Here is a 19882-nt window from a genome sequence, read left to right as displayed (position 1 = left end):
AGGAGGAAACATTATGGCAATCGCAATGGCTGTTTTAAAATTTGTAGGTGGACTACTTCCATTCGTACAAGAACTTTTAAAAGCATTTATGTAAGTTCATTATTCCGCAATTATTTATAAAAATTATCATACAAATGATCTGTATACCAAAGATGAATTGATGTGCAGATCATTTGTGTGAGCCAAGTCCCTTTAGATATTATGAAGGGGCTTTTTTAAGTTTCTATATACTTGGACTGCTGATAAGCGTGATTATGGTAACTTCACATCTGTAGAATATACAATATAAAAAGAAAAGTAAAAAAAGAGTCCTATTAATTTTTTAGGACTCTTTTTTGTTTTATGTAAGAAGGTGCTTAGCTTTTTAATTGATGATATGTTGAACTGATTGCTCCAACAATAAAACTTAAAACTAGAGCACAAAAAATTAATTTACGATTCATGTCAGGGGCAGGGTCCCAAGAGATTATTGCAGTGAGAGAAAAAAGCAGTGTGTAATATTGAGCGTTGTTAATCTTTAGTCGAAGTAATAGACTTCTTTCATCGGATTTTCCTATTTTAGAGTTTGAATATGTCATAATTCCTACAGCAATGAATGCAACTACCATAATACCTACAGCAAAATAATTAAACAAATGAATCAGTCCTCTCTTTTATATGTAAATACTTCGTTAATAGATACTCCAAATTGGTTGGCGATTCTGAAAGCTAAAAGTAAAGAAGGTGTATATTTATTTTGTTCTAATGCATTAATTGTTTGTCTTGATACATCAACAAGTTCAGCTAGATCTTTTTGCGTCATTTTTCTAAGTACTCTTAGTTCATACACTTTATTTTCGGTTGTATCATTTAATTTGTTTTTCAAACAAATCACCACCTTTTTCGATCTGTTTTTATAGTAATGTATTTTTTACTAAATGTAAAGTTTATTTTACTAAATGTATAAAAAAATATACTTAATGTCGTTTTTTTCTTACAAAAATTTATCATAAATAGAATTATTAAAGTGAAAGTAAACTAATATTCAAAAGTTTACTTTCAACATTCACATGCTTATAATTAATTTTTTCTCAACATGAATACCCTAATTATTTGTAGTTTAAATATTCAAAATTAAAAGATAATATTTTATAATAAGTATGTGATGGTTTCTGTCCCATTTGTCTCTCCTTATGTCATAGATAAGACTGAATCCCTAGTCTTATCTTTTTTTATTTATATATCTGATTCCCCCCTTTGCGGAGGGAAATGTTCATCGATTTGCTTCACAGAAATTTATTGTGTAATTTCTGTATAACAAAGAGCCCATTTAGTAAATATCTAACAGGCTCACGACAACAATTCTTTCTTTTTCAAACCATGCATTAAAAGTATAGATTTTTAGGATAAGGCCTTAATCTTTCAGAATGTAGATTTAAAATATTTAAAAAGAATCTTTGCTTAAACGTGGGGGGGCCAAAATGCTGGCGAGACCCCATATATAAGGACTAGGAAATGCTTCCTAGTCCTCATCTTTCACATCTATATCTTCTGGAATTGGTTCATTTAATATTTCTTCTACTAGCTTTTTATATTTCTCCATTTGTTCTAAGTGTGTATTAAATTGCTCTTTATTCAATAAATACTGCTCCCCGTCATGAACAGCACGTATACGTTTTTGTTGAATTAAGCTTTCGATATACGATTCTGGCATACTTAAAAATTCAGCTGCTTCTTTTACCGTTAAATACAATGTATTCAATCCCTTCTTAATAATAAAAGGAGTAAATGAAATTACTCCTTTTATTAATCGATTCAACTTCCGTCCATATCAACTTTACCACATACATTGTATATTGAGGAGCTGGTCATATGAAAGTTCCTCTTTGTTCATTTTTGACCGTAAGTCTCAAATTTTTTCGCTAATACATTCAACTCCTCTTCCGGCAATAGTTTTGGTTCTCCAATGCATTTCGTTTGATAGTAAATTTGTGCACAAAACTCGATCTCTTCGGCAACTGTAAACGCCATTTTAATATTATGTCCACCTGCAATTAACCCATGATTCGCAAGTAAAACAGCGCGGCGATCTATCATTCCTTCATAAGCTGCTTCTGCCAATTCTCTCGTTCCAAACGTTGCATACGGAGCACAGCGTACATTCGGTCCCGCAAAGGCTACTAAATAAGAAACGGCAGGAAGCTCCCAACCTAGTGATGCAATTGTTTTTGCATAAGGAGAATGTGTGTGCACAAGAGCATTTAAATCGCCTCTTTTTTGATAATAAATGAGGTGCATATCCAGTTCACTAGATGGTTTTCTTGTTCCATCAATAATATCACCATCTAAATTTAGTACGATCACATCTTCAGGTGTTGTTTCAAAATAATCTAATCCGCTTGGACTCATTGCTACAAGGCCTTGTTCACGGTTAAAAATACTAATGTTACCGCCTGTTCCCTTTGTTAAGCCACTTGTAATTAATTTCTTTCCATACTCTACAATTTCTTCTCTCTCTTTTTGTAGTAACATATAATATGCATCCTCCTCAGCGAAAAGCTTATCACTGCTAATTTGCTATAATGACCGGTGTTCCATAGTTTTATAATTCATTAGACATTCTTGCATGATTACTCAAATAACTTTTCTAAATTTGCCGCAAACGGTGGGCGTACAATCCCCTTTTCTGTAATAATTGCTGTAATATTCTCCTGTGGTGTAACATCGAATGCTGGGTTATACACCTTGCTATTTTGCGGTGCTGAATATTGCCCAAAACGATTAATAACTTCAGACGCATCACGTTCTTCAATTGGAATCTCTTTTCCCGTTGGCGTTTTTAAATCAATTGTTGGCGTCGGTGCTGCTACATAAAATGGAATGTTATAGTACCTTGCTAAAATAGACACACCTAATGTTCCAATTTTATTAGCTACATCACCGTTTGCTGCCACGCGGTCACAGCCGACAATGACTGCATCAATTTTCCCTTGTGACATGACCATCGCTGCCATGTTATCTGTGATAACTGTTACATCAATACCCGCCCGCTGCAATTCTAATGCCGTTAACGTAGATCCTTGTAATCTCGGGCGTGTCTCATCCGAATAAATTTTTAAATTCCAGCCTTTTTCTTTTGCCAAATACATCGGTGCTGTTGCTGTTCCATATTTTGTTGTCGCCAAAGCACCTGCATTACAATGCGTCAACACACCCATGCCATCTTGAAATAACGTAAGTGCATGCTCACCAATTTGACGATTAATCTCCTCATCTTCTCTATGAATCATTTTTGCTTCTTCTAACAATCTCTGTTTTAAATCACTAATAGACAAATGAGCATTTTCCTTTGCAGTATTCTCCATTCTCTCAAGCGCCCAAAATAAATTCACAGCTGTCGGTCTTGAAGTCGCCAAATACGCACATACTTTTTGCACTTTATTTATAAACAATTCCACCAAATCTTCTTGCACGTCTTTTACCCCTAAATACACGCCATAAGCTGCTGAGACTCCAATCGCTGGTGCACCGCGCACCTTCATTACTTGAATCGCATCCCATACACTTTCTGCCGTCTTAAAAGATTCATAGACAACTTCATTTGGTAACAGAGTCTGATCTAATAAAACTAAAGCGTTCTCTTTCCATTGAATCGGTATTAATTGTTCAGACATGAGCTTCTCTCCTTATTTCGTACTAAGTAACAGCGCTTCTGTTTTTAACGTTTGTAAAAAATCATTTCCTGTTTTATGCGCACTTGCTTGTAAAATAAACGACTTTGCCGCTTGCAAACAAATACGTTCTGCTCTAGCGCGAGCTTCTTCATCTGTAATAGATGTAATATCTTTCACCTTTGCTAATCCAACAATACGGCGAATTAATTCAAGACCAGTAACAGACGCTGTATCTTTTAATACAGACTGTAAATACCAACGATTAAATCCTGATTCTTTCGCCATAATATCTGTAACATGAACATCCCATGTTTCTAAGAACTTCACGGAAAATAGATCAATTACATCTCTAATTGCATTCTCCAACCAGTTCACATACACATCTTTCTCTACTCCAGAAACCATTGTTGCATCTGCATTTATCCATGCAAATATTAAGTTTGCCACAACGTTCCCAATGTCATATCCCATCGGTCCATAAAACGCAAATTCTGGATCAATTACCTTTGTAGAATCTTTTCTTACAAAGACAGATCCAGTATGTAAATCTCCATGTAACAATGCTTGTGCATTTGTCATAAACGAAAACTTTAACTTCGCTACTTCCATACGAAGTACATGATCGCCATATATATGCTCTCGAATCCAACCTTCATTTGAAGAAAACAGCTCATTTCGTTTGTTATGATCTGTAAATGGCTCAGAATACACGAGGTCCTCTGTAATCTCACACAGCTCTGGATTGATATAATTTTTTACAAGCTCTTTCTTTTCTTTATGATTCATGACCACATCCGATGTTAATAGTAGTGTGTTCACCATAAAGGTTGTTAAATCATCTGCAAGTTGTGGAAAGATTTGATGTTTTATAAGCGCAGTCCGAAGAATCGTATGATCTGACAAATCTTCCATCACACAGCAATTCATTACATCATCATACAAATACACATTCGGTACAAGTCTTGGTGCCAGCTTCCCCTCTAACTGCAACACATCTGACTCAATCCGAATACGATTTGTAGATAACTTAAACTCATCCGAAATACGCGCCGTATCTCCTGCTTGCTTTACAATAACAGAAGTGCCCTTCTCTTCATCCCAAACACGAAACACATAATTTAAATTACCATCTCCAATTTCCTTACACTGCAAACGCTGTGTATCCTCGAACATCGACAATTTTTCCATTACATACGGTATAACATCACTAGCTTCCATTAAAAAATACTTCGTGAACTTAGACATGGTTTCTCCCTCCATCCTAAATGTAAGCGTTTTCTAAAAGCCGTAAAAATGATAGATTGATATTATTTCAACCTATGTATCACAATTTTTTTTAAACAAACATCTATACTATCCCATTTTACATATAAGTCGCTGCTATGTAGAATACAACAAAACCGCTACTTGCTTTCTCCTTTTGTTTGAAACTTCGCATGTGGCAGGAAAAGGCCCTGACGGCTTCTACGCACGGCCAGATGCTCTCGTCCCCCTAAAAAGAAAGAGGTTTTTTATGCCGTTTTTTAACTTATATATAGTTTTTATTATAGCTTGTTAGGAATATGCGTCAAACATTTCCCTTGACAAAATAAACAATTTTATATGATAATTAGTATCGAATTAGAATTATTATAGTTAATTAAAAAATTTACTTTATGAGCAAGATCATTTTTACTGCTCATAACTCACATTTAGGAGGAATTTTAATATGTTATTAATCGGAACAGAAGTAAAACCTTTTAAAGCTAATGCTTATCATAATGGAGAGTTTATCCAAGTTACTGACGAAAGTTTCAAAGGAAAATGGAGCGTAGTTTGCTTCTACCCAGCAGATTTCACATTTGTATGCCCAACTGAACTTGAAGATTTACAAAACCAATACAGAGCTTTAAAAGAATTAGGCGTTGAAGTATACTCTGTATCTACAGACACTCACTTTACACATAAAGCATGGCATGATAGCTCAGAAACTATCGGCAAAATCGAATACATTATGATTGGTGACCCTACTCGCACAATCACTAGCAACTTCGACGTATTAGTTGCAGAAGAAGGTCTTGCTGCTCGTGCTACATTCATCATCGACCCAGATGGCGTTATCCAATCTGTTGAAATTAATGCAGACGGTATCGGCCGCGATGCAAGCATCCTTGTTAACAAAATTAAAGCAGCACAATATGTTCGAAACAATCCAGGTGAAGTTTGCCCAGCTAAATGGCAAGAAGGTTCTGCAACACTTAAACCAAGCCTTGACCTTGTAGGCAAAATTTAAGGAGAGTAATCAAAATGATACTAGATGCAGATATAAAAGCACAATTAGCCCAGTATCTTCAACTGATGGAAAACGATGTACTACTTAAAGTTAGCGCAGGATCCGATGACGTATCGAAAGATATGCTAGCTCTAGTAGATGAATTAGCTACAATGTCATCCAAAATTAAGGTAGAGAAAACACAATTGGAGAGAACACCAAGCTTCAGTGTAAATCGCATCGGTGAAGACACTGGCGTAACGTTTGCTGGTATCCCTCTAGGACATGAATTTACTTCATTAGTGTTAGCTTTACTACAAGTTAGTGGCAGAGCTCCAAAAGTTGAACAAAAAGTGATTGATCAAGTAAAAAATATTCAAGGTGAATATCATTTTGAATCTTACATCAGCCTAAGCTGTCATAACTGCCCAGATGTTGTGCAGGCACTGAACTTAATGAGCGTTCTCAATCCTGGTATTACACATACTATGATTGACGGCGCCGCATTTAAAGAAGAAGTAGAAAGCAAAGACATCATGGCCGTACCATCTGTTTTCTTAAACGGTGAATTCTTAAGCAGCGGTCGTATGACATTAGAAGAAATTCTTGCTAAGATGGGGAATGGCCCTGATGCATCAGAGCTTTCTGATAAAGATCCATACGATGTTCTTGTTGTTGGCGGCGGCCCAGCTGGTGCAAGTGCAGCAATTTACGCAGCACGTAAAGGCATTCGCACAGGTATCGTTGCTGAGCGCTTCGGCGGTCAAGTAATGGATACTATGGGCATCGAGAACTTCATCAGCGTAAAACACACTGAAGGACCTAAACTCGTAGCAAGTCTTGAAGAACACGTAAAAGAGTACAACATTGATGTAATGAATTTACAACGTGCGAAACGTTTAGAAAAGAAAGAACTTATTGAAGTGGAACTTGAAAACGGCGCTGTTCTAAAAAGTAAGAGCGTAATCATTTCAACAGGTGCTCGTTGGCGCAATGTTGGCGTACCAGGTGAAGCTGAGTTCAAAAACAAAGGTGTAGCATACTGTCCTCACTGTGACGGTCCATTGTTTACTGGAAAACACGTAGCAGTTATCGGCGGCGGTAACTCTGGTATTGAAGCAGCAATTGATTTAGCAGGTATCGTAAAACACGTAACTGTTCTTGAATTTATGCCAGAACTAAAAGCTGATGCTGTATTACAAGAGCGTCTTTACAGCCTACCTAACGTAACTGTTCTAAAGAACGTTCAAACAAAAGAAATCACTGGTACTGACAAAGTAGACGGTATTTCTTACATCGATCGTGAAACTGAAGAAGTTCATCACATCGAACTACAAGGTGTATTCGTTCAAATCGGTCTTGTGCCAAACACAGATTGGTTAGGCGACACTGTGGAACGTAATCGTGGTGAAATCCTTACAGATAAGCACGGTGCTACAAACGTACCAGGAGTATTTGCTGCAGGTGACTGTACAAATAGTCCATATAAACAAATTATTATTTCTATGGGATCAGGTGCAAATGCAGCTTTAGGTGCATTTGATTATCTAATCCGCAATTAATAAACAGGCGTTCATTAATTGCCTAAAAAAATAAATAACCCCATTACGAATGATAACTCGTAATGGGGTTATTTTAAATTCTTGTTATTTCTTTTTAACTTCTTCTACAAATTCCCATGTCTCTCCTTTATCTTTTGATTGATAAAGTGCACTACTATCTCCATTGTAGTCTCCATCTGCCCCTTGTCCGACTAACATATTAAAAACTCCATCTTTCTCATAAGGCAGACCAGGAGAATCAAAAGGACTTATTATAGACTGTGTAGTATCTAATTTCACTTCATGCGGCGGATAATTTACCTTTTTGAAAGATACGCCCCCATCATCTGTACGATATAACTCTCCCTCAGTACCAGAAGGTCTAACTGCTCCTAAAAATCCAAGTTTATCATTTATAAAGGTTATTCCTGATACACTACCAATTCCTCCATTGAATGGGTCTGTATTAATAACCTCCCATGTTTTCCCTTCATCACTAGTCTTGCTTAGTGAATAAAAAGCACTACCCAATGCTTTATCTGTCACATTTAGTTTATAACCAACTTCTTTTGATAGGAAAAACTGTTCCTTTTCATTCGTTAAATCTTGTTTCTTCTCTTTAAACTTATCTTTATTTGGAGGAGTCTTTGATTTACTCCAACTTGCGTCACATATTAAGTTATATCTAGCAGGTACTAGCTCTTTCTCTTTTCCAGGAACAAATATAGATACAGTATATCCAATGATTTCAGAAGCTTCTTCTTTAAGATTCTGCTCCTTACCATCCTCAGTAATATTAATAATTCCCTCTGTATTGTATCCCCAATTCCTTTTCCCATAATAAATCAATCCATACTTACTTTCATCCCACTTACTAACTGTTCGCTTAATTGGAATAGCCTTAACCGTTTTAATTAGAGGTTCTACTAATTTATCATCATCATAATCAGGATTTGCATACCCATCTCGTATTATAGTAATATCTTCTGATTTCTTCTTATTATAAGATATTAAATAAGTTTCCAATTTCCCGTCAGCATTTTTCCCATAAACAAATGTATCAAACGCTGTGATTGTTCCATCTGAATGAAATGTAAGATCAAAATCAGTTGCCATATATAATTTCTTTGGCAAAGGATATTTCTTATTTATATCTTCAAAAATACCTTCTACTCCAGATTCATATATATTATTATGTTTAAATTCAACTGATCTTTCATGTTTCAACCTTTCTATAAACCATGCAAGTTTGCCATTGTAATTTGTTGCGCTTTTATAAATTTGCACCCCATAAAATGATGTAATTGCAACAATAATGATAATAGAAATGGATTTCCATGCTGTTGAATTAGTTAATTTTTTAGATTTATATTCTCTATCTTTTATAACCCTCATTGTAGTAAATGTAGTTAAAGATATAAAAAATACTACACATAATAATAAAATATAAATATTATAATTCATTCTTCCATACTTGCAGTATAAAGCTAACTCATAACAAAAAATCCCGTATCCAATTATTAATATTGGATTTGTTAATAATGATATAACTATCCTTTTTGCATTTTCCCTAAATATAGAAATCACTCCCAATTAAATGTATTAATGACATTAAGTATACTTTGTTTTACCAAATATTTGTATAATCCTTGACTCAACATATAGTTTAAGGAATCGACATTAATATAGTAGTGAAAAGTAATTGAACTACCCCCACCTACCGTTTCGCTTGAGATGGAGGTCTTCTCGCCAGATATGATAAAAAAGGACAAGCTCATTTAAGTAAGCTTGTCCTTGTATATAAATAGAGGAAGTATTGTTTATTCAAAACTTAACTTCAATTCTTTAACATCAAATGCAATCCCCTGTTTGTGGTCTATTATTACTTTCCTATACAGTTTCTAATACCTTTTCAATCATTGTCCCATTTTCAGCAAAATTCGTATGCCAAGAAAAAGCTTTTTCTAACACATGAGGAGTTTGCCCACCCCTTGTTTGTGCTTCTTGGTAATAAGCTCGTAACTGGTCACGATACATTGGATGTGCGCAATTCTCAATAATCAGTTCCACTCTTTCCCTTGGCGCCAGTCCTCTTAAGTCAGCATATCCCTGTTCTGTTACGATAACATCTACATCGTGTTCCGTATGGTCTACGTGAGAGACGAAAGGAACGATACTTGAAATGTTACCACCTTTTGCAATTGATTTCGTAACAAAGATAGCTAAGCGTGCATTTCTTGCAAAATCACCAGAACCACCAATACCGTTCATCATTTTTGTACCTAACACGTGAGTAGAATTGACATTTCCGTATATATCTAACTCTAAAGCAGTATTAATCGAGATTAATCCAAGACGGCGAATGATTTCAGGATGATTGGAAATCTCTTGCGGGCGCATCATTAATTTGTCGCGATATTTTTCAAAGTTGGAAAATACTTGTTGCATTTTCTCTTCAGAAAGCGTGATCGAGCAACAAGAAGCAAAATGGACTTTCCCAGCATCCATAAGATCAAACACCGCATCCTGTAATACTTCGGAATACACTTCTAAATCTTCAAACTCCGAATCTAACATTCCATGCAGCACTGCATTGGCCACTGAACCAATTCCCGATTGTAATGGCGCTAAACTATTTGTTAATCGCCCTACTTTTACTTCATTTCGAAGGAACTCTATTAAATGCTGTGCCATGATGACAGTTTCTTCATCTGGAGGCACAATCGTCGATGGCGAATCAAGTTGGTTCGTAAATACAATCCCCTTCACTTTTTCAACATCAATCGGAATTCCAATCGTTCCAATTCGATCATCTGATTTAACGAGCGGAATTGGAGATCTTTCCCCTTGTTTTCCAGGTTCATATAAATCATGCAGCCCCTCTAGTTGTGTCGATTGAGCCATATTCATTTCAATAATAATGGACTTAGCATTTAGGGCAAACGCTAAGGAATTTCCAATTGAAGTGGTTGGAATAATCATTCCGTCCTCCGTTATTGCAACCGCTTCCAAAATAGCAACATCTATATCCATAACGTCAGCACGAAGTAGCTCTGCTGTATGAGACAAGTGCTGATCCACAAATAAAAAGTCTCCGTTATTAATTCCTTTTCGCATAGTTGGATCGGCTTGGAAAGGCAATCTTTTACCTAAAATTCCTGCCTCGGCAAATAATTTATCCACATCCGAACCTAACGAAGCTCCAGTATAGACATTTACTTTAAAAGATTTATCATCCTTAACGCGGTTCACCAGCGCAAATGGAACTGCCTTCACATCACCTGCACGTGTAAATCCACTTAAACCTAACGTCATTCCACTTTGAATCCAGGAAGCTGCTTCTTCAGGTGTAACTACTCGGTCCTTTAGACGATGGTCCCTGATTCTCTCCAAATTATTCTCCATAAGTAATCCCTCTCTTAATGAATATTCATAATTATTTTACACATTTAACACTATTAAAATAGGGATTTTGGTATACGATACGAAAAATTCAGACAAAAGAGAGAATCTAGGTTCTAAAACAGAAAATCTAGAATCCTAGAAGCTTCCGAAAATAACTGGCATATGATTGACTAACTGGGACCCTCTCACCATTATCCATCGAAAGTAAAAAGGTAGAATGGGTATCCGGATAAATCGCTTTAATATGATTAACATTTACAATAAATGAACGGTGGCATCTAATAAATGAATCCCTCGGAAGTAAATATTCGAATTCTTGCAGAGAGTATTTATGTGTTCCTGATAACTCTTCTGAATTCACATACGTCTTTTTATCTTTAGCCTCTAAATAAATGACTTTCGAAAAAGGAATCGGAACCCAGCCATCCGTTGTTTTTACGGTAACAACCGACTTTCCATTCGTTAAAGCTGGATAAATTGCCGTCACGCAGCCTTCAAGCTTTCCGTTATTAAAAAATGGTACGGCCATTCCATGATAAGGAATACCAAAAACATCCCGGTCAATAAACTCAGAAACCTTTTGCTTCGTCACCATTGCTTTATAGGCAATCGTCCCTTCCTTTATAGGATCCCCGACGCTAATTTTTAAGTCAATTCGTTTACTTGGCCGATAGTAGATATATTCTTTCGTATTCGAAACGGCAATTGAAATTTCATCTGAAAATAATTCACCAACAACATCTAGTAGTAATCCTAAGGTTATATCTTCCATACTATGAACACCTCATTCACTATTATACTACTATTATTAATACCAAACTGTACTGATCCTGATAAAAAAGTAATAAATTTCCTAATCAAAAGGAGGTTCAATTGCAGTGAAGCAAACAGTACGAAAAAGAAGGAGTGCACGATGAACATGCACTCCTTATGGGCAGAATAAGCATAATCTCTCTTGTAAACCCTCTAAGACTTCTTCTGGCACTTCCATGACCTTGATATCCCCACCTAGGAAAAGTAGCCAATTTGTTATTTCGGTCAATTCTTCAGGATTATTAACATTGATAAACGTCTTTAGAATGGCCGTGGCTTGGTAAGGATTCGTATAGGAAATCGAAACTTTTAAAGGATGGTATTTTTTGAACTGGGCAATTGCCTTTGGACCAAGTTCAAGGACAAGGTTAATTACTTCTTCCTGCTTACTTAGTTTTTCTAAAATCTTTTTCTTACTTAATCTTTTTTTCGTAGGGTATGCTTTGACATTGGTGAGATTGTCGACGGGAAAAATCTTCCTCTTTTCATCTTTTAAGTCAAAACCTTCAATCAACCAAAGGCCTTTTTCATGATAAAGGTGCAAGAGATAAATTGGATAAGACTTTATTACCTTCTCTTCTTTGATGGTAATCAATAAATAGCTATTCAAAAGAAGGATTTGGATAAGTTTTTCTAACATAGGATGGGGTAGGTCCGACAGATCAAGTAGGTCAGGATTATTGGGGTTAGTTCCTTCAAATAGCAAGATTTGATTTAAAAGAACAAGGTCATCTTGCTGGTTTTCTGAGATTAGGCCTAGTAATTTTTCAGCTAAAGACTGACGACTCTTTAGATAAGGGAGTTGTTGATTTCTTGTGGCCATAAAGGCAATAAAAAGAGCTTTAATCTCATTATCGGTAAAGCGAACAGTGGGCAGGACAGAGTTGTTCATAACAAAATAACCCCCATCCCTTCCAACTTCAGCGACAAGTGGCATCCCCATAGCTTCAATTTCTCTGATATCTCTAATAGCTGTCGAACGAGAGATGCTAAATTCTCGCATGATTTCAGAAACTGTAAAATGGGCGCGGTTGTTGATATACCGCATGATGATATTAATCCGTTCAACTTTTTTCATCGAGACCTCCTAAACAGTATCATTTTTTGACATGATTTAAGGCTATTATAAACTCATCAAGTGAAAAGACAAATCATTTGATTAATTTTAAAAAAAGGTAGGTTTTGAATATGGCAGATTATACCCTAGAAGAAAAAGACAGCTTTACCGTTTTAGGTATTGGAACTGAGCTTAAGAGCGATTACACAGACTTTGCTGGCATAAACAAGGAAAAGGCAGACTTTTGGTGGGCCGTCAAACAAGATGGAAGACTTGACACTTTAAAAGCCATAGCCACAAATGACTACATTTTTGTCGTGAACGAAGCGGTGAATAACAAAATGATGCATTATGCTGGAGTCATGACAGAGGCATCGGTACCAGAAGAATCCAGGGTTATCCAATTTCCTAAGGGGGAATACTTAGTTGTTAAAGGGGAAGGGACGACGGCTGATGAATTGAGTAATAAGCTTACTGGCATTGCCTTTGGTCAAGTCTTGCCAGAAGCAAAGAATTTTGCCTATGTTGGTGGGCCAAATGCAACGGTTGAGATGGGGCTGCGAAACGGCTTAGTATTTGGTGAAATGTGGATTCCTGTTGTTAGGAAATAAAGGGGTAAAAGGAGAGATGGAATTGTCCTATATCGTTGATTTTACAAATGTGTCTACGGTTGGTTTAGAGTCTTCACCTGCAGTAGAAGCTCTTGCTGGTTTACGTGCTAATGAAGCCCGTTACTTTATGAACAAATACAAGCATGAATTTGCGGTTGTACCAGCTAGCGAAAGCCAGGAGACCCTTGATTATGTGAACCGAATTTTGAAAGCAGAACGTGATATTGAGTTTGCGGCCAAACCTTTAGAAACGTCGCGTTTTCAAGTGGAAAATATCAAATTTGCCTACGTCATTTATGAGGATGGTCTTGTGATCAACGTCATGTATACAGTTGATGTCCCTAAGAAGCGGGCTGTTGGTTTTAAGCTATCCGAGGGGATGGAGGTACCAAAAGAGTTAGAAGGGAAGTTTAAGTTTGCTAGGCAGAAGTCTAAACTAGCTGGAACAATTCGAGGCTCGTTTTTTGTAATTAAAGGAGAATATTAAAGTAAGCAAAAACAACCATTCATGCAACAAATGTTCATCTAGGCATTCAAATAATAAAACAGCACCTCTCCATCAAATTAGAGGGTGCTGTTACTTTTTTCACAAAAACCTCATTTAGATATGACACGGTTCTCCTTATCATATCTAAATGGTTACTTATTCTTCAACATCTCCGCAAGTTCATATAAAGAATGGTACTGCTTAACTTGATAGTATCGCCCTTCCTTTTGCAAATACCCTTTATCGCAAAATTGTGTTAGTACGTGCAATAAGTGACGATAGGATACACCTAGATAATCACAAACCGTTACGTGTTTCTCCTTATAAACCCCTTCATAAGCTGTTTGCAAAATAAAATCTGCAAGCCGGTTTTCAAGCGGAAAGGCAAGACTTTGTGAATACTTCGCAGCCATAAGTGTTGCCTTTATACTTAAAAACTTAGTTAATTCACGTAGAAATTTTGCATCTTCCATCAATTGTGTGCGACAACGATGAATAGGAAGAGCAAAACAAATGGTCTTCATTGATGCTTGAATTCCTTTTGTATAGTACACCTCGTTAAATAATTCCATTTCTCCAATGTACTCATTTGTGTTAATAAAATTAATTAAGGAAACTTTTCCATTTTGATGTGTTATATATATCTTTGCTTTCCCTTCAATAACATAAAATAGAAAATCTGTTCTCATGCCTTCTTGAATAATCCATTCATCCCGTTGATACTCGTGCACTTCCATAAACTCTTCAACTGGAAAAGAAAATAAATGCGCAATAGAGCTCTTCTTCAACTGCAGTCTCTTTTTCTCGCCTTTGTAGATTTCCATAATCCACCTCAAAAATATGAGATATCTCATATTATTTTTACGTATTTACATGATAACATGCAAACTATGGGGGGATACAGCATGAACACACATCGCTGGATGAGTATACAGTTTTTTAGTTTTTTTATGACATGGGGAATTTTTCTACCCTATTGGACAGGATGGATGATTCATACAAAAGGAATTACAGTTCCTCAAGCTAGTTTGATTATGAGCTTAGGTCTAGTTGCAAGAGGCCTTTCCACATTATTTGCATTTCCTTATTTATCAGGGAAATTTAGTAGTAAAACCTTATTAAATGGGGCGGGAATCGGTACGCTGATTGCTATTCTGTGTTATATTCCGGCCAGTTCCTTTACTAGCTTACTTATAGTCACATTAGCATTCCATTTATTTTATCCAACATTGATGCCTGCTTTAGATAGCGCTGCTGGCGTACTCGTACAAAGTAACCAATTAAAAGATTACGGGAGAAGCCGTCAATGGGGATCCATCGGATTCGTCCTAGCCGGCATGATTTTATCTATCTTTACAGGGATGCTTGGAGATGAAGTGATTTTATGGGCCCTGTTACTTGGCACAGGGATATTCGTGTGTCTTGGTTTTATGCGTGCACCTGTCATTCTATCTAAAAAGCCGCAATCAGACCCAACAGAAAAAGAAGGCATGTTAAAATTATTTCATATCAAGCACTTTAGTTTGGTACTCATTATAGTAATTTTACTGCAAGCGGCACACGCTTCTTATTACAATTATGGTTATCTCTTTTTACAAGAGATCCATGCACCCAAATATTTAATAGGTGTAATTATTAACATTGCCGTAATCGCGGAAATCATTTTTTTCTCAATCGCAGACCGGAAGTTTCAAAACTTTTCAGTAGGCTCCTTACTTGCACTGGCAGCACTTGGTTCTTCCGTACGTTGGATATTAGTATTTGCCTTTCCTAATGTAATTGTTTTTTGTATCGCACAAACCTTGCATGCATGCTCATTTGCTATGGGGCATTATGCCTTTATGAAATACCTAGTCAAAAACATTTCACATACACAGATTCCGAAAGCACAAGGCATATATTCAGCGCTGGCTCTTAGCTGGAGCACTGCCGTATTTACAATTTTCGGTGCCTATTTATACGAAATTGAGCCAAGATATGCCTTTATCGGAATGATTGTTTGTACTATTCCATCAATGCTACTTGCACTTTTATATAGAAAACTGGAACTTAAAAAGGAAATTTTAATTTCTATTTAGTTCTTTTACCTAAAAAGCTGAGTAAATCTTCACTCAAAAATTAAGGCATATCTACAACCCTCGCCGAAAAATAGAGTTATAAGAAAATAAAGCAGGCTTATCCGTTCTGGATAAGCCTAGTCATTTTTTAATAAAACTTTGCTGTGTATGGAAAAACTCATTTACTTATGGTCCGGTTCAGCGTAATTAATCCCAAAACCAATTACTCCCCCAACCGATACACCAAAAACCTCTCATTCGAATTCCGCTCATACAATCCGGGCAGTCTCACTTCTTCTTTCAATTCAAACGAGGTTTGATTATCTAAAAAATAAATATAATCTTCTGATGGATAATACAAAATCAGCTCTATTTCCCGTTCTGCTTGTTCTACCGAAAACAATATATTATTTATAACATTCATAAACACTTGCACCGAAAATGGATTAAAGAAGTAAAATTTATTATCACGCGGATCAATCTCGTACTCTTGCGCTAAGCAACATTGAAAGTGGATTTTATCTTTACCTTTTTTCTCTCTCTTTATATAACGATCTCGATTTTCCATCGCTTCTTTATAAAACGTCTCGTTCATTTCTATCCCTATAACAGACGCATGATAGAAATGATGAATATAAAAATTTAATCGTCCTTTCCCGCATCCAAAGTCGACAACTCGATCACTGCTTTTTAAATCATATTGCGTAAATAATGTTTCGAGTGCGCAATATGGTGTTGGTTCATAACGATGATAGTGTAAGGATTTGTTGAATCCTTTTTGCTCTCCTACTGTTTTTATATTTAACACTGCATCGTAATATTGTTCGTTCATGTATTCAGCCTACTCTCTATGAAAAGAATCTTGATATAATCGAGACTCTGCTTGATTTTCTACGGAATTTTTCTACTGGCATGCAATCCAATTTTATCATATATGGGGCGTTAATATTTTTAAGCCGATGGGTATATGACGATACCTCTTGAAGGATCACAAGAAAGTCCATTAAGAGAAAATTCTAATCGAGCTCCCTTGTATTGAATTATCCGAATAGTGGTTTATCAGGAACTGTAACACTAATAACGATTTTACAATCTACTAGCCTGTCTTTAGATAATTTAAGACAAAATAGTTTTGGAAATTTAGATTTATGTGGCGCATTTTTAGTAGAATTCATTTTAACATTCGTGTTCATTCTAGTTATTGTTGCTGTAACGGGTAAAAAAGAAATCTTTCTTTAACTGGACTTGTACTTTGTTTCACATTAGTATTAGTTCACTTATTAGGTATTCCGCTAACTGGAACATCTGTTAACCCTGCACGCAGCATTGCACCAGCTATATTCATTGGTAGCGAAGTAATCTCTCAACTATGGATATTCACCGTTGCTCCAATTCTTGGTGGTATTGTAAGGGAATTTATTTTAAATACCAAAAAATAGAATATTCATTATTTATAAGATAAAAAGGAGGATGTTCCAAAAGCCCCTTTAAATGACTAAAACCCACGGAGAAAATAAATTTTCTCCGTGGGTCTTGTTGTTTTTTTAGGTTTTCTTCCTCAAAACGAGCGGTTCTTTTCCGCTTATTTGAGGAAGTTGTGGGCTATGGAGACTAGCCCGAACTCGATTGTTACTTTCACCAATCTTCTTAATAAATGAGTTCGGTTCAATACTAGACCCATGCCCAAGAAGCTACCTTTTTTAATATTTACTAAGAGAATCGTACCAACGACGGTTAAAACAAAATAAATTATTTACACTCGCAATTACACTTGTGCTGTTTAAAATCAATTACCATACGACCTTGGATCTTACCTTGTTCCATTTCTTCGAATACATCTTGCACTTCATCTAGTGGGCAAGTTTGAACAACCGGCACTACTTTGCCTTCTGCACCGAACATAAATGCCTCCTCTAGATCCTTACGAGTACCAACTAGAGAACCAACTACTTCAATTCCGTCTAGTACAAGTCGTGGAATATTTAAATCCATAGTTTCTACTGGTAAACCTACCGCAACTACTTTACCACAAGCGCGTACTGAATCAACTGCTGAGTTGAAGGCTACTTTAGAAACTGCTGTTACTACAGCAGCATAAGCTCCACCAAACACCTCTTGAATAATCTTGTCAGCAGGACCTTGAGTAATTGGATTAATAGTCATATCAGCACCAACCTCTTTAGCTAATGCTAATTTGTCGTCATTGATATCTACTGCAATTACCTTTGCACCAAATACATTCTTAGCATATTGGATAGCTAGATTACCTAATCCACCACAACCGTAGATTACGATAGGTTGACTAGGTTTAATGTCTGATACTTTAATAGCTTTGTATGTAGTTACGCCTGCGCATGTAATTGATGATGCTTGAATAGGATCTAATCCTTCTGGTACTTTTACCGCATAATCAGCAGTAACGATACATTGTTCAGCCATACCACCATCTACTGTATAACCAGCATTCTTAACTTCACGACAGAATGTTTCTCTACCAGTTACGCAATACTCACAACGTCCACATGATTGGAACATCCATGCGATACTTACACGGTCACCAATCTTAAGTGAAGTAACATCATCAGCAATTTTAGTAACAATACCTACACCCTCGTGACCAAGGATGCGGCCATCTGTGTTACCAAAATCATGATTCGCAACGTGTAAGTCAGTGTGGCAAACTCCACAATACTCTACATCTACTAATGCTTCGCCTGAACGTAACGGACGTAATTCTTTTTCAATCACTTCAATGTTTGCTTTGCTGTTTTTATTAACCACTACTGCTTTCATATGCGATTTCCCCTTTATTGTTTTAGAATTTTAATAAGTTAATCTTTACCAGTTAATCATAACATGTAATTTGAAACATAAATTGTGAAATATCGAACAATTTTTGAAATGTTATACAAAGGTAACATCTTCTACGCTAACTAGTTCAAAATCCCCTTATCAGCAGTCCGAGTATGCAGAAACCTAAAAAAGTCCCTTCATACTTATAAAGGGACTTGGCTCACACAAATGATCTGCACATCAATTTATATTTGGTATACAGATCATTTGTATGATAATTTTTATAAATGATTGCTAAATAATAAACTTACATAAATGCTTTTAAAAGTTCTTGTACGAATGGAAGTAATCCACCTACAAATTTTAAAACTGCCATTGCGATTGCGATAATGTTTCCTCCTCTGACCTGCACATCAATTCATCTTTGTTATACAGATTATTTGTATGATCATTCCTATGAATAATTGCTGAATAATGAACTTACATTACTGCTTTTAAAAGTTCTGCTACTAATGGAAGTACTCCACCGATAAATTTTAAAACTGCCATTGCGATTGCCATAATGTTTCCTCCTCTGGTCTGTACATCAATTCATCTTTGCTATACAGATCATTTTTATGATAATTTTTATAAATAATTGCTGAATAATGAACTTACATTACTGCTTTTAACAGCTCTTGTACGAATGGAATGATTCCACCAATAAATTTTAAAACTGCCATTGCGATTGCCATATGATTTCCTCCTCTTTCTTGTTGTTAAGCTGTGGTTCATCTTTATACTCTTATTATAGTAAGCGCTTACATTTTTATCAATACATTTTAATATGCAATATTACATATTAAAATGCGTTTTAAATTCTCTTCCTTTTTGAGGTAGCACCACATCGCTATCAAGTTAAGAAATACAAATACTTCCAAAAAAATGTACATCTTCATGTGAAAATGTACATTTTTTGTTTTGGGATGTTATAAAATTCTTAAGGTGATGGGCATGTGGCGGTACCCCGTGTTTATAAAAAAGTTGTTCACTTCTGTGGTCCTTATACCATTAAAGCACCCCTATGTTGAAGTTCCATGCCTAAAATCCCATAAGATCCTTTACATGTTTAGCGTTCGTTTTAGATGTTAGTTTTTCAAGTAATAAAAATGCAACATCAAAAGCTGTACCTGGATTTGAAGATGTAATAATATTTCCATCCTGAACAATTAAAT

Annotated in this window: 17 protein-coding genes and 2 pseudogenes; 6 read left to right on the top strand and 13 right to left on the bottom strand. The window is 35.9% G+C overall.

Annotated features, from left to right (window positions below):
• Positions 1 to 640: 640 nt before the first annotated feature.
• The 5 genes from BM350_RS25050 to mtnK all read right to left on the bottom strand — a co-directional run bounded on the left by BM350_RS25050 (position 641) and on the right by mtnK (position 4898).
• Positions 641 to 865 (bottom strand): helix-turn-helix transcriptional regulator, encoded by a 225-nt coding sequence (locus BM350_RS25050; protein ID WP_090919484.1) that lies wholly within the window; start codon positions 863 to 865, stop codon positions 641 to 643.
• Between the two features lie 636 nt (positions 866 to 1501).
• A complete protein-coding gene (locus BM350_RS25045) occupies positions 1502 to 1732 on the bottom strand; it encodes an excisionase family DNA-binding protein (protein WP_139207770.1) in 231 nt (76 codons plus the stop codon).
• A gap of 137 nt (positions 1733 to 1869) precedes the next feature.
• Positions 1870 to 2511: an L-fuculose-phosphate aldolase gene (locus BM350_RS25040; RefSeq protein WP_090919766.1), complete on the bottom strand. Its 642-nt coding sequence runs from the start codon at positions 2509 to 2511 to the stop codon at positions 1870 to 1872.
• 98 nt (positions 2512 to 2609) lie between these two features.
• Positions 2610 to 3653, bottom strand: coding sequence for an S-methyl-5-thioribose-1-phosphate isomerase (gene mtnA, locus BM350_RS25035; RefSeq protein WP_090919769.1), 1044 nt, complete (start codon positions 3651 to 3653; stop codon positions 2610 to 2612).
• 12 nt (positions 3654 to 3665) lie between these two features.
• On the bottom strand, positions 3666 to 4898 hold the full coding sequence (gene mtnK, locus BM350_RS25030) for an S-methyl-5-thioribose kinase (RefSeq protein ID WP_090919772.1): 1233 nt from the start codon (positions 4896 to 4898) through the stop codon (positions 3666 to 3668).
• A 463-nt stretch (positions 4899 to 5361) separates the two neighbouring features.
• Here mtnK and ahpC point away from each other — a divergent pair, with 463 nt between their 5' ends.
• Together ahpC and ahpF are read left to right on the top strand one after the other, a co-directional pair.
• Complete coding sequence (gene ahpC / locus BM350_RS25025; protein WP_090919775.1) at positions 5362 to 5925, top strand: alkyl hydroperoxide reductase subunit C; 564 nt, start codon at positions 5362 to 5364, stop codon at positions 5923 to 5925.
• 14 nt (positions 5926 to 5939) lie between these two features.
• The gene (gene ahpF / locus BM350_RS25020; protein WP_090919778.1) at positions 5940 to 7466 is read left to right on the top strand and encodes an alkyl hydroperoxide reductase subunit F; all 1527 of its coding nucleotides are present in this window, start codon (positions 5940 to 5942) and stop codon (positions 7464 to 7466) included.
• Positions 7467 to 7550: 84 nt separating this feature from the next.
• Here ahpF and BM350_RS25015 read toward each other — a convergent pair whose 3' ends face one another.
• The 4 genes from BM350_RS25015 to BM350_RS25000 all read right to left on the bottom strand — a co-directional run bounded on the left by BM350_RS25015 (position 7551) and on the right by BM350_RS25000 (position 12741).
• Entirely contained in the window at positions 7551 to 9032 is a 1482-nt protein-coding gene (locus BM350_RS25015) for a WD40/YVTN/BNR-like repeat-containing protein (RefSeq protein WP_090919803.1), read from the bottom strand.
• Between the two features lie 303 nt (positions 9033 to 9335).
• On the bottom strand, positions 9336 to 10850 hold the full coding sequence (locus tag BM350_RS25010; RefSeq protein WP_090919781.1) for an acetyl-CoA hydrolase/transferase family protein: 1515 nt from the start codon (positions 10848 to 10850) through the stop codon (positions 9336 to 9338).
• Between the two features lie 127 nt (positions 10851 to 10977).
• Positions 10978 to 11622: a LytTR family DNA-binding domain-containing protein gene (locus BM350_RS25005; RefSeq protein ID WP_090919784.1), complete on the bottom strand. Its 645-nt coding sequence runs from the start codon at positions 11620 to 11622 to the stop codon at positions 10978 to 10980.
• 156 nt (positions 11623 to 11778) lie between these two features.
• Positions 11779 to 12741 carry a helix-turn-helix transcriptional regulator gene (locus BM350_RS25000; protein WP_090919787.1) on the bottom strand — a complete coding sequence of 321 codons (963 nt, stop codon included), beginning with the start codon at positions 12739 to 12741 and terminating at the stop codon, positions 11779 to 11781.
• A gap of 110 nt (positions 12742 to 12851) precedes the next feature.
• Here BM350_RS25000 and BM350_RS24995 point away from each other — a divergent pair, with 110 nt between their 5' ends.
• Positions 12852 to 13331 carry a GyrI-like domain-containing protein gene (locus tag BM350_RS24995; RefSeq protein ID WP_090919790.1) on the top strand — a complete coding sequence of 160 codons (480 nt, stop codon included), beginning with the start codon at positions 12852 to 12854 and terminating at the stop codon, positions 13329 to 13331.
• A gap of 22 nt (positions 13332 to 13353) precedes the next feature.
• Positions 13354 to 13818 (top strand): phage tail protein, encoded by a 465-nt coding sequence (locus tag BM350_RS24990; RefSeq protein ID WP_090919807.1) that lies wholly within the window; start codon positions 13354 to 13356, stop codon positions 13816 to 13818.
• A gap of 152 nt (positions 13819 to 13970) precedes the next feature.
• Here the strand turns inward: BM350_RS24990 and yeiL are convergent, their stop codons facing one another.
• Positions 13971 to 14642, bottom strand: coding sequence for a transcriptional regulator YeiL (yeiL, locus tag BM350_RS24985; protein ID WP_090919793.1), 672 nt, complete (start codon positions 14640 to 14642; stop codon positions 13971 to 13973).
• 81 nt (positions 14643 to 14723) lie between these two features.
• On the opposite strand from yeiL, the gene BM350_RS24980 reads away from it, so the two are divergent.
• Positions 14724 to 15896: an MFS transporter gene (locus BM350_RS24980; protein WP_090919795.1), complete on the top strand. Its 1173-nt coding sequence runs from the start codon at positions 14724 to 14726 to the stop codon at positions 15894 to 15896.
• Positions 15897 to 16098: 202 nt separating this feature from the next.
• Here the strand turns inward: BM350_RS24980 and BM350_RS24975 are convergent, their stop codons facing one another.
• Positions 16099 to 16707 carry a methyltransferase gene (locus BM350_RS24975; RefSeq protein ID WP_090919798.1) on the bottom strand — a complete coding sequence of 203 codons (609 nt, stop codon included), beginning with the start codon at positions 16705 to 16707 and terminating at the stop codon, positions 16099 to 16101.
• A gap of 221 nt (positions 16708 to 16928) precedes the next feature.
• On the opposite strand from BM350_RS24975, the pseudogene BM350_RS24970 reads away from it, so the two are divergent.
• A pseudogene (locus BM350_RS24970) lies at positions 16929 to 17314 on the top strand (aquaporin); the annotation flags it as partial.
• A gap of 310 nt (positions 17315 to 17624) precedes the next feature.
• On the opposite strand, the gene adhP reads toward BM350_RS24970, so the two are convergent.
• Positions 17625 to 18668 (bottom strand): alcohol dehydrogenase AdhP, encoded by a 1044-nt coding sequence (gene adhP, locus BM350_RS24965; RefSeq protein ID WP_090919801.1) that lies wholly within the window; start codon positions 18666 to 18668, stop codon positions 17625 to 17627.
• Between the two features lie 1080 nt (positions 18669 to 19748).
• Positions 19749 to 19882 (bottom strand): annotated as a pseudogene (locus BM350_RS24950) (DJ-1 family protein); the annotation flags it as partial.

The organism is Bacillus sp. 103mf (genome assembly GCF_900116295.1).
GTDB lineage: Bacteria > Bacillota > Bacilli > Bacillales > Bacillaceae_G > Bacillus_A > Bacillus_A bruguierae.
This window is presented reverse-complemented; position numbering and strand designations above follow the sequence as displayed.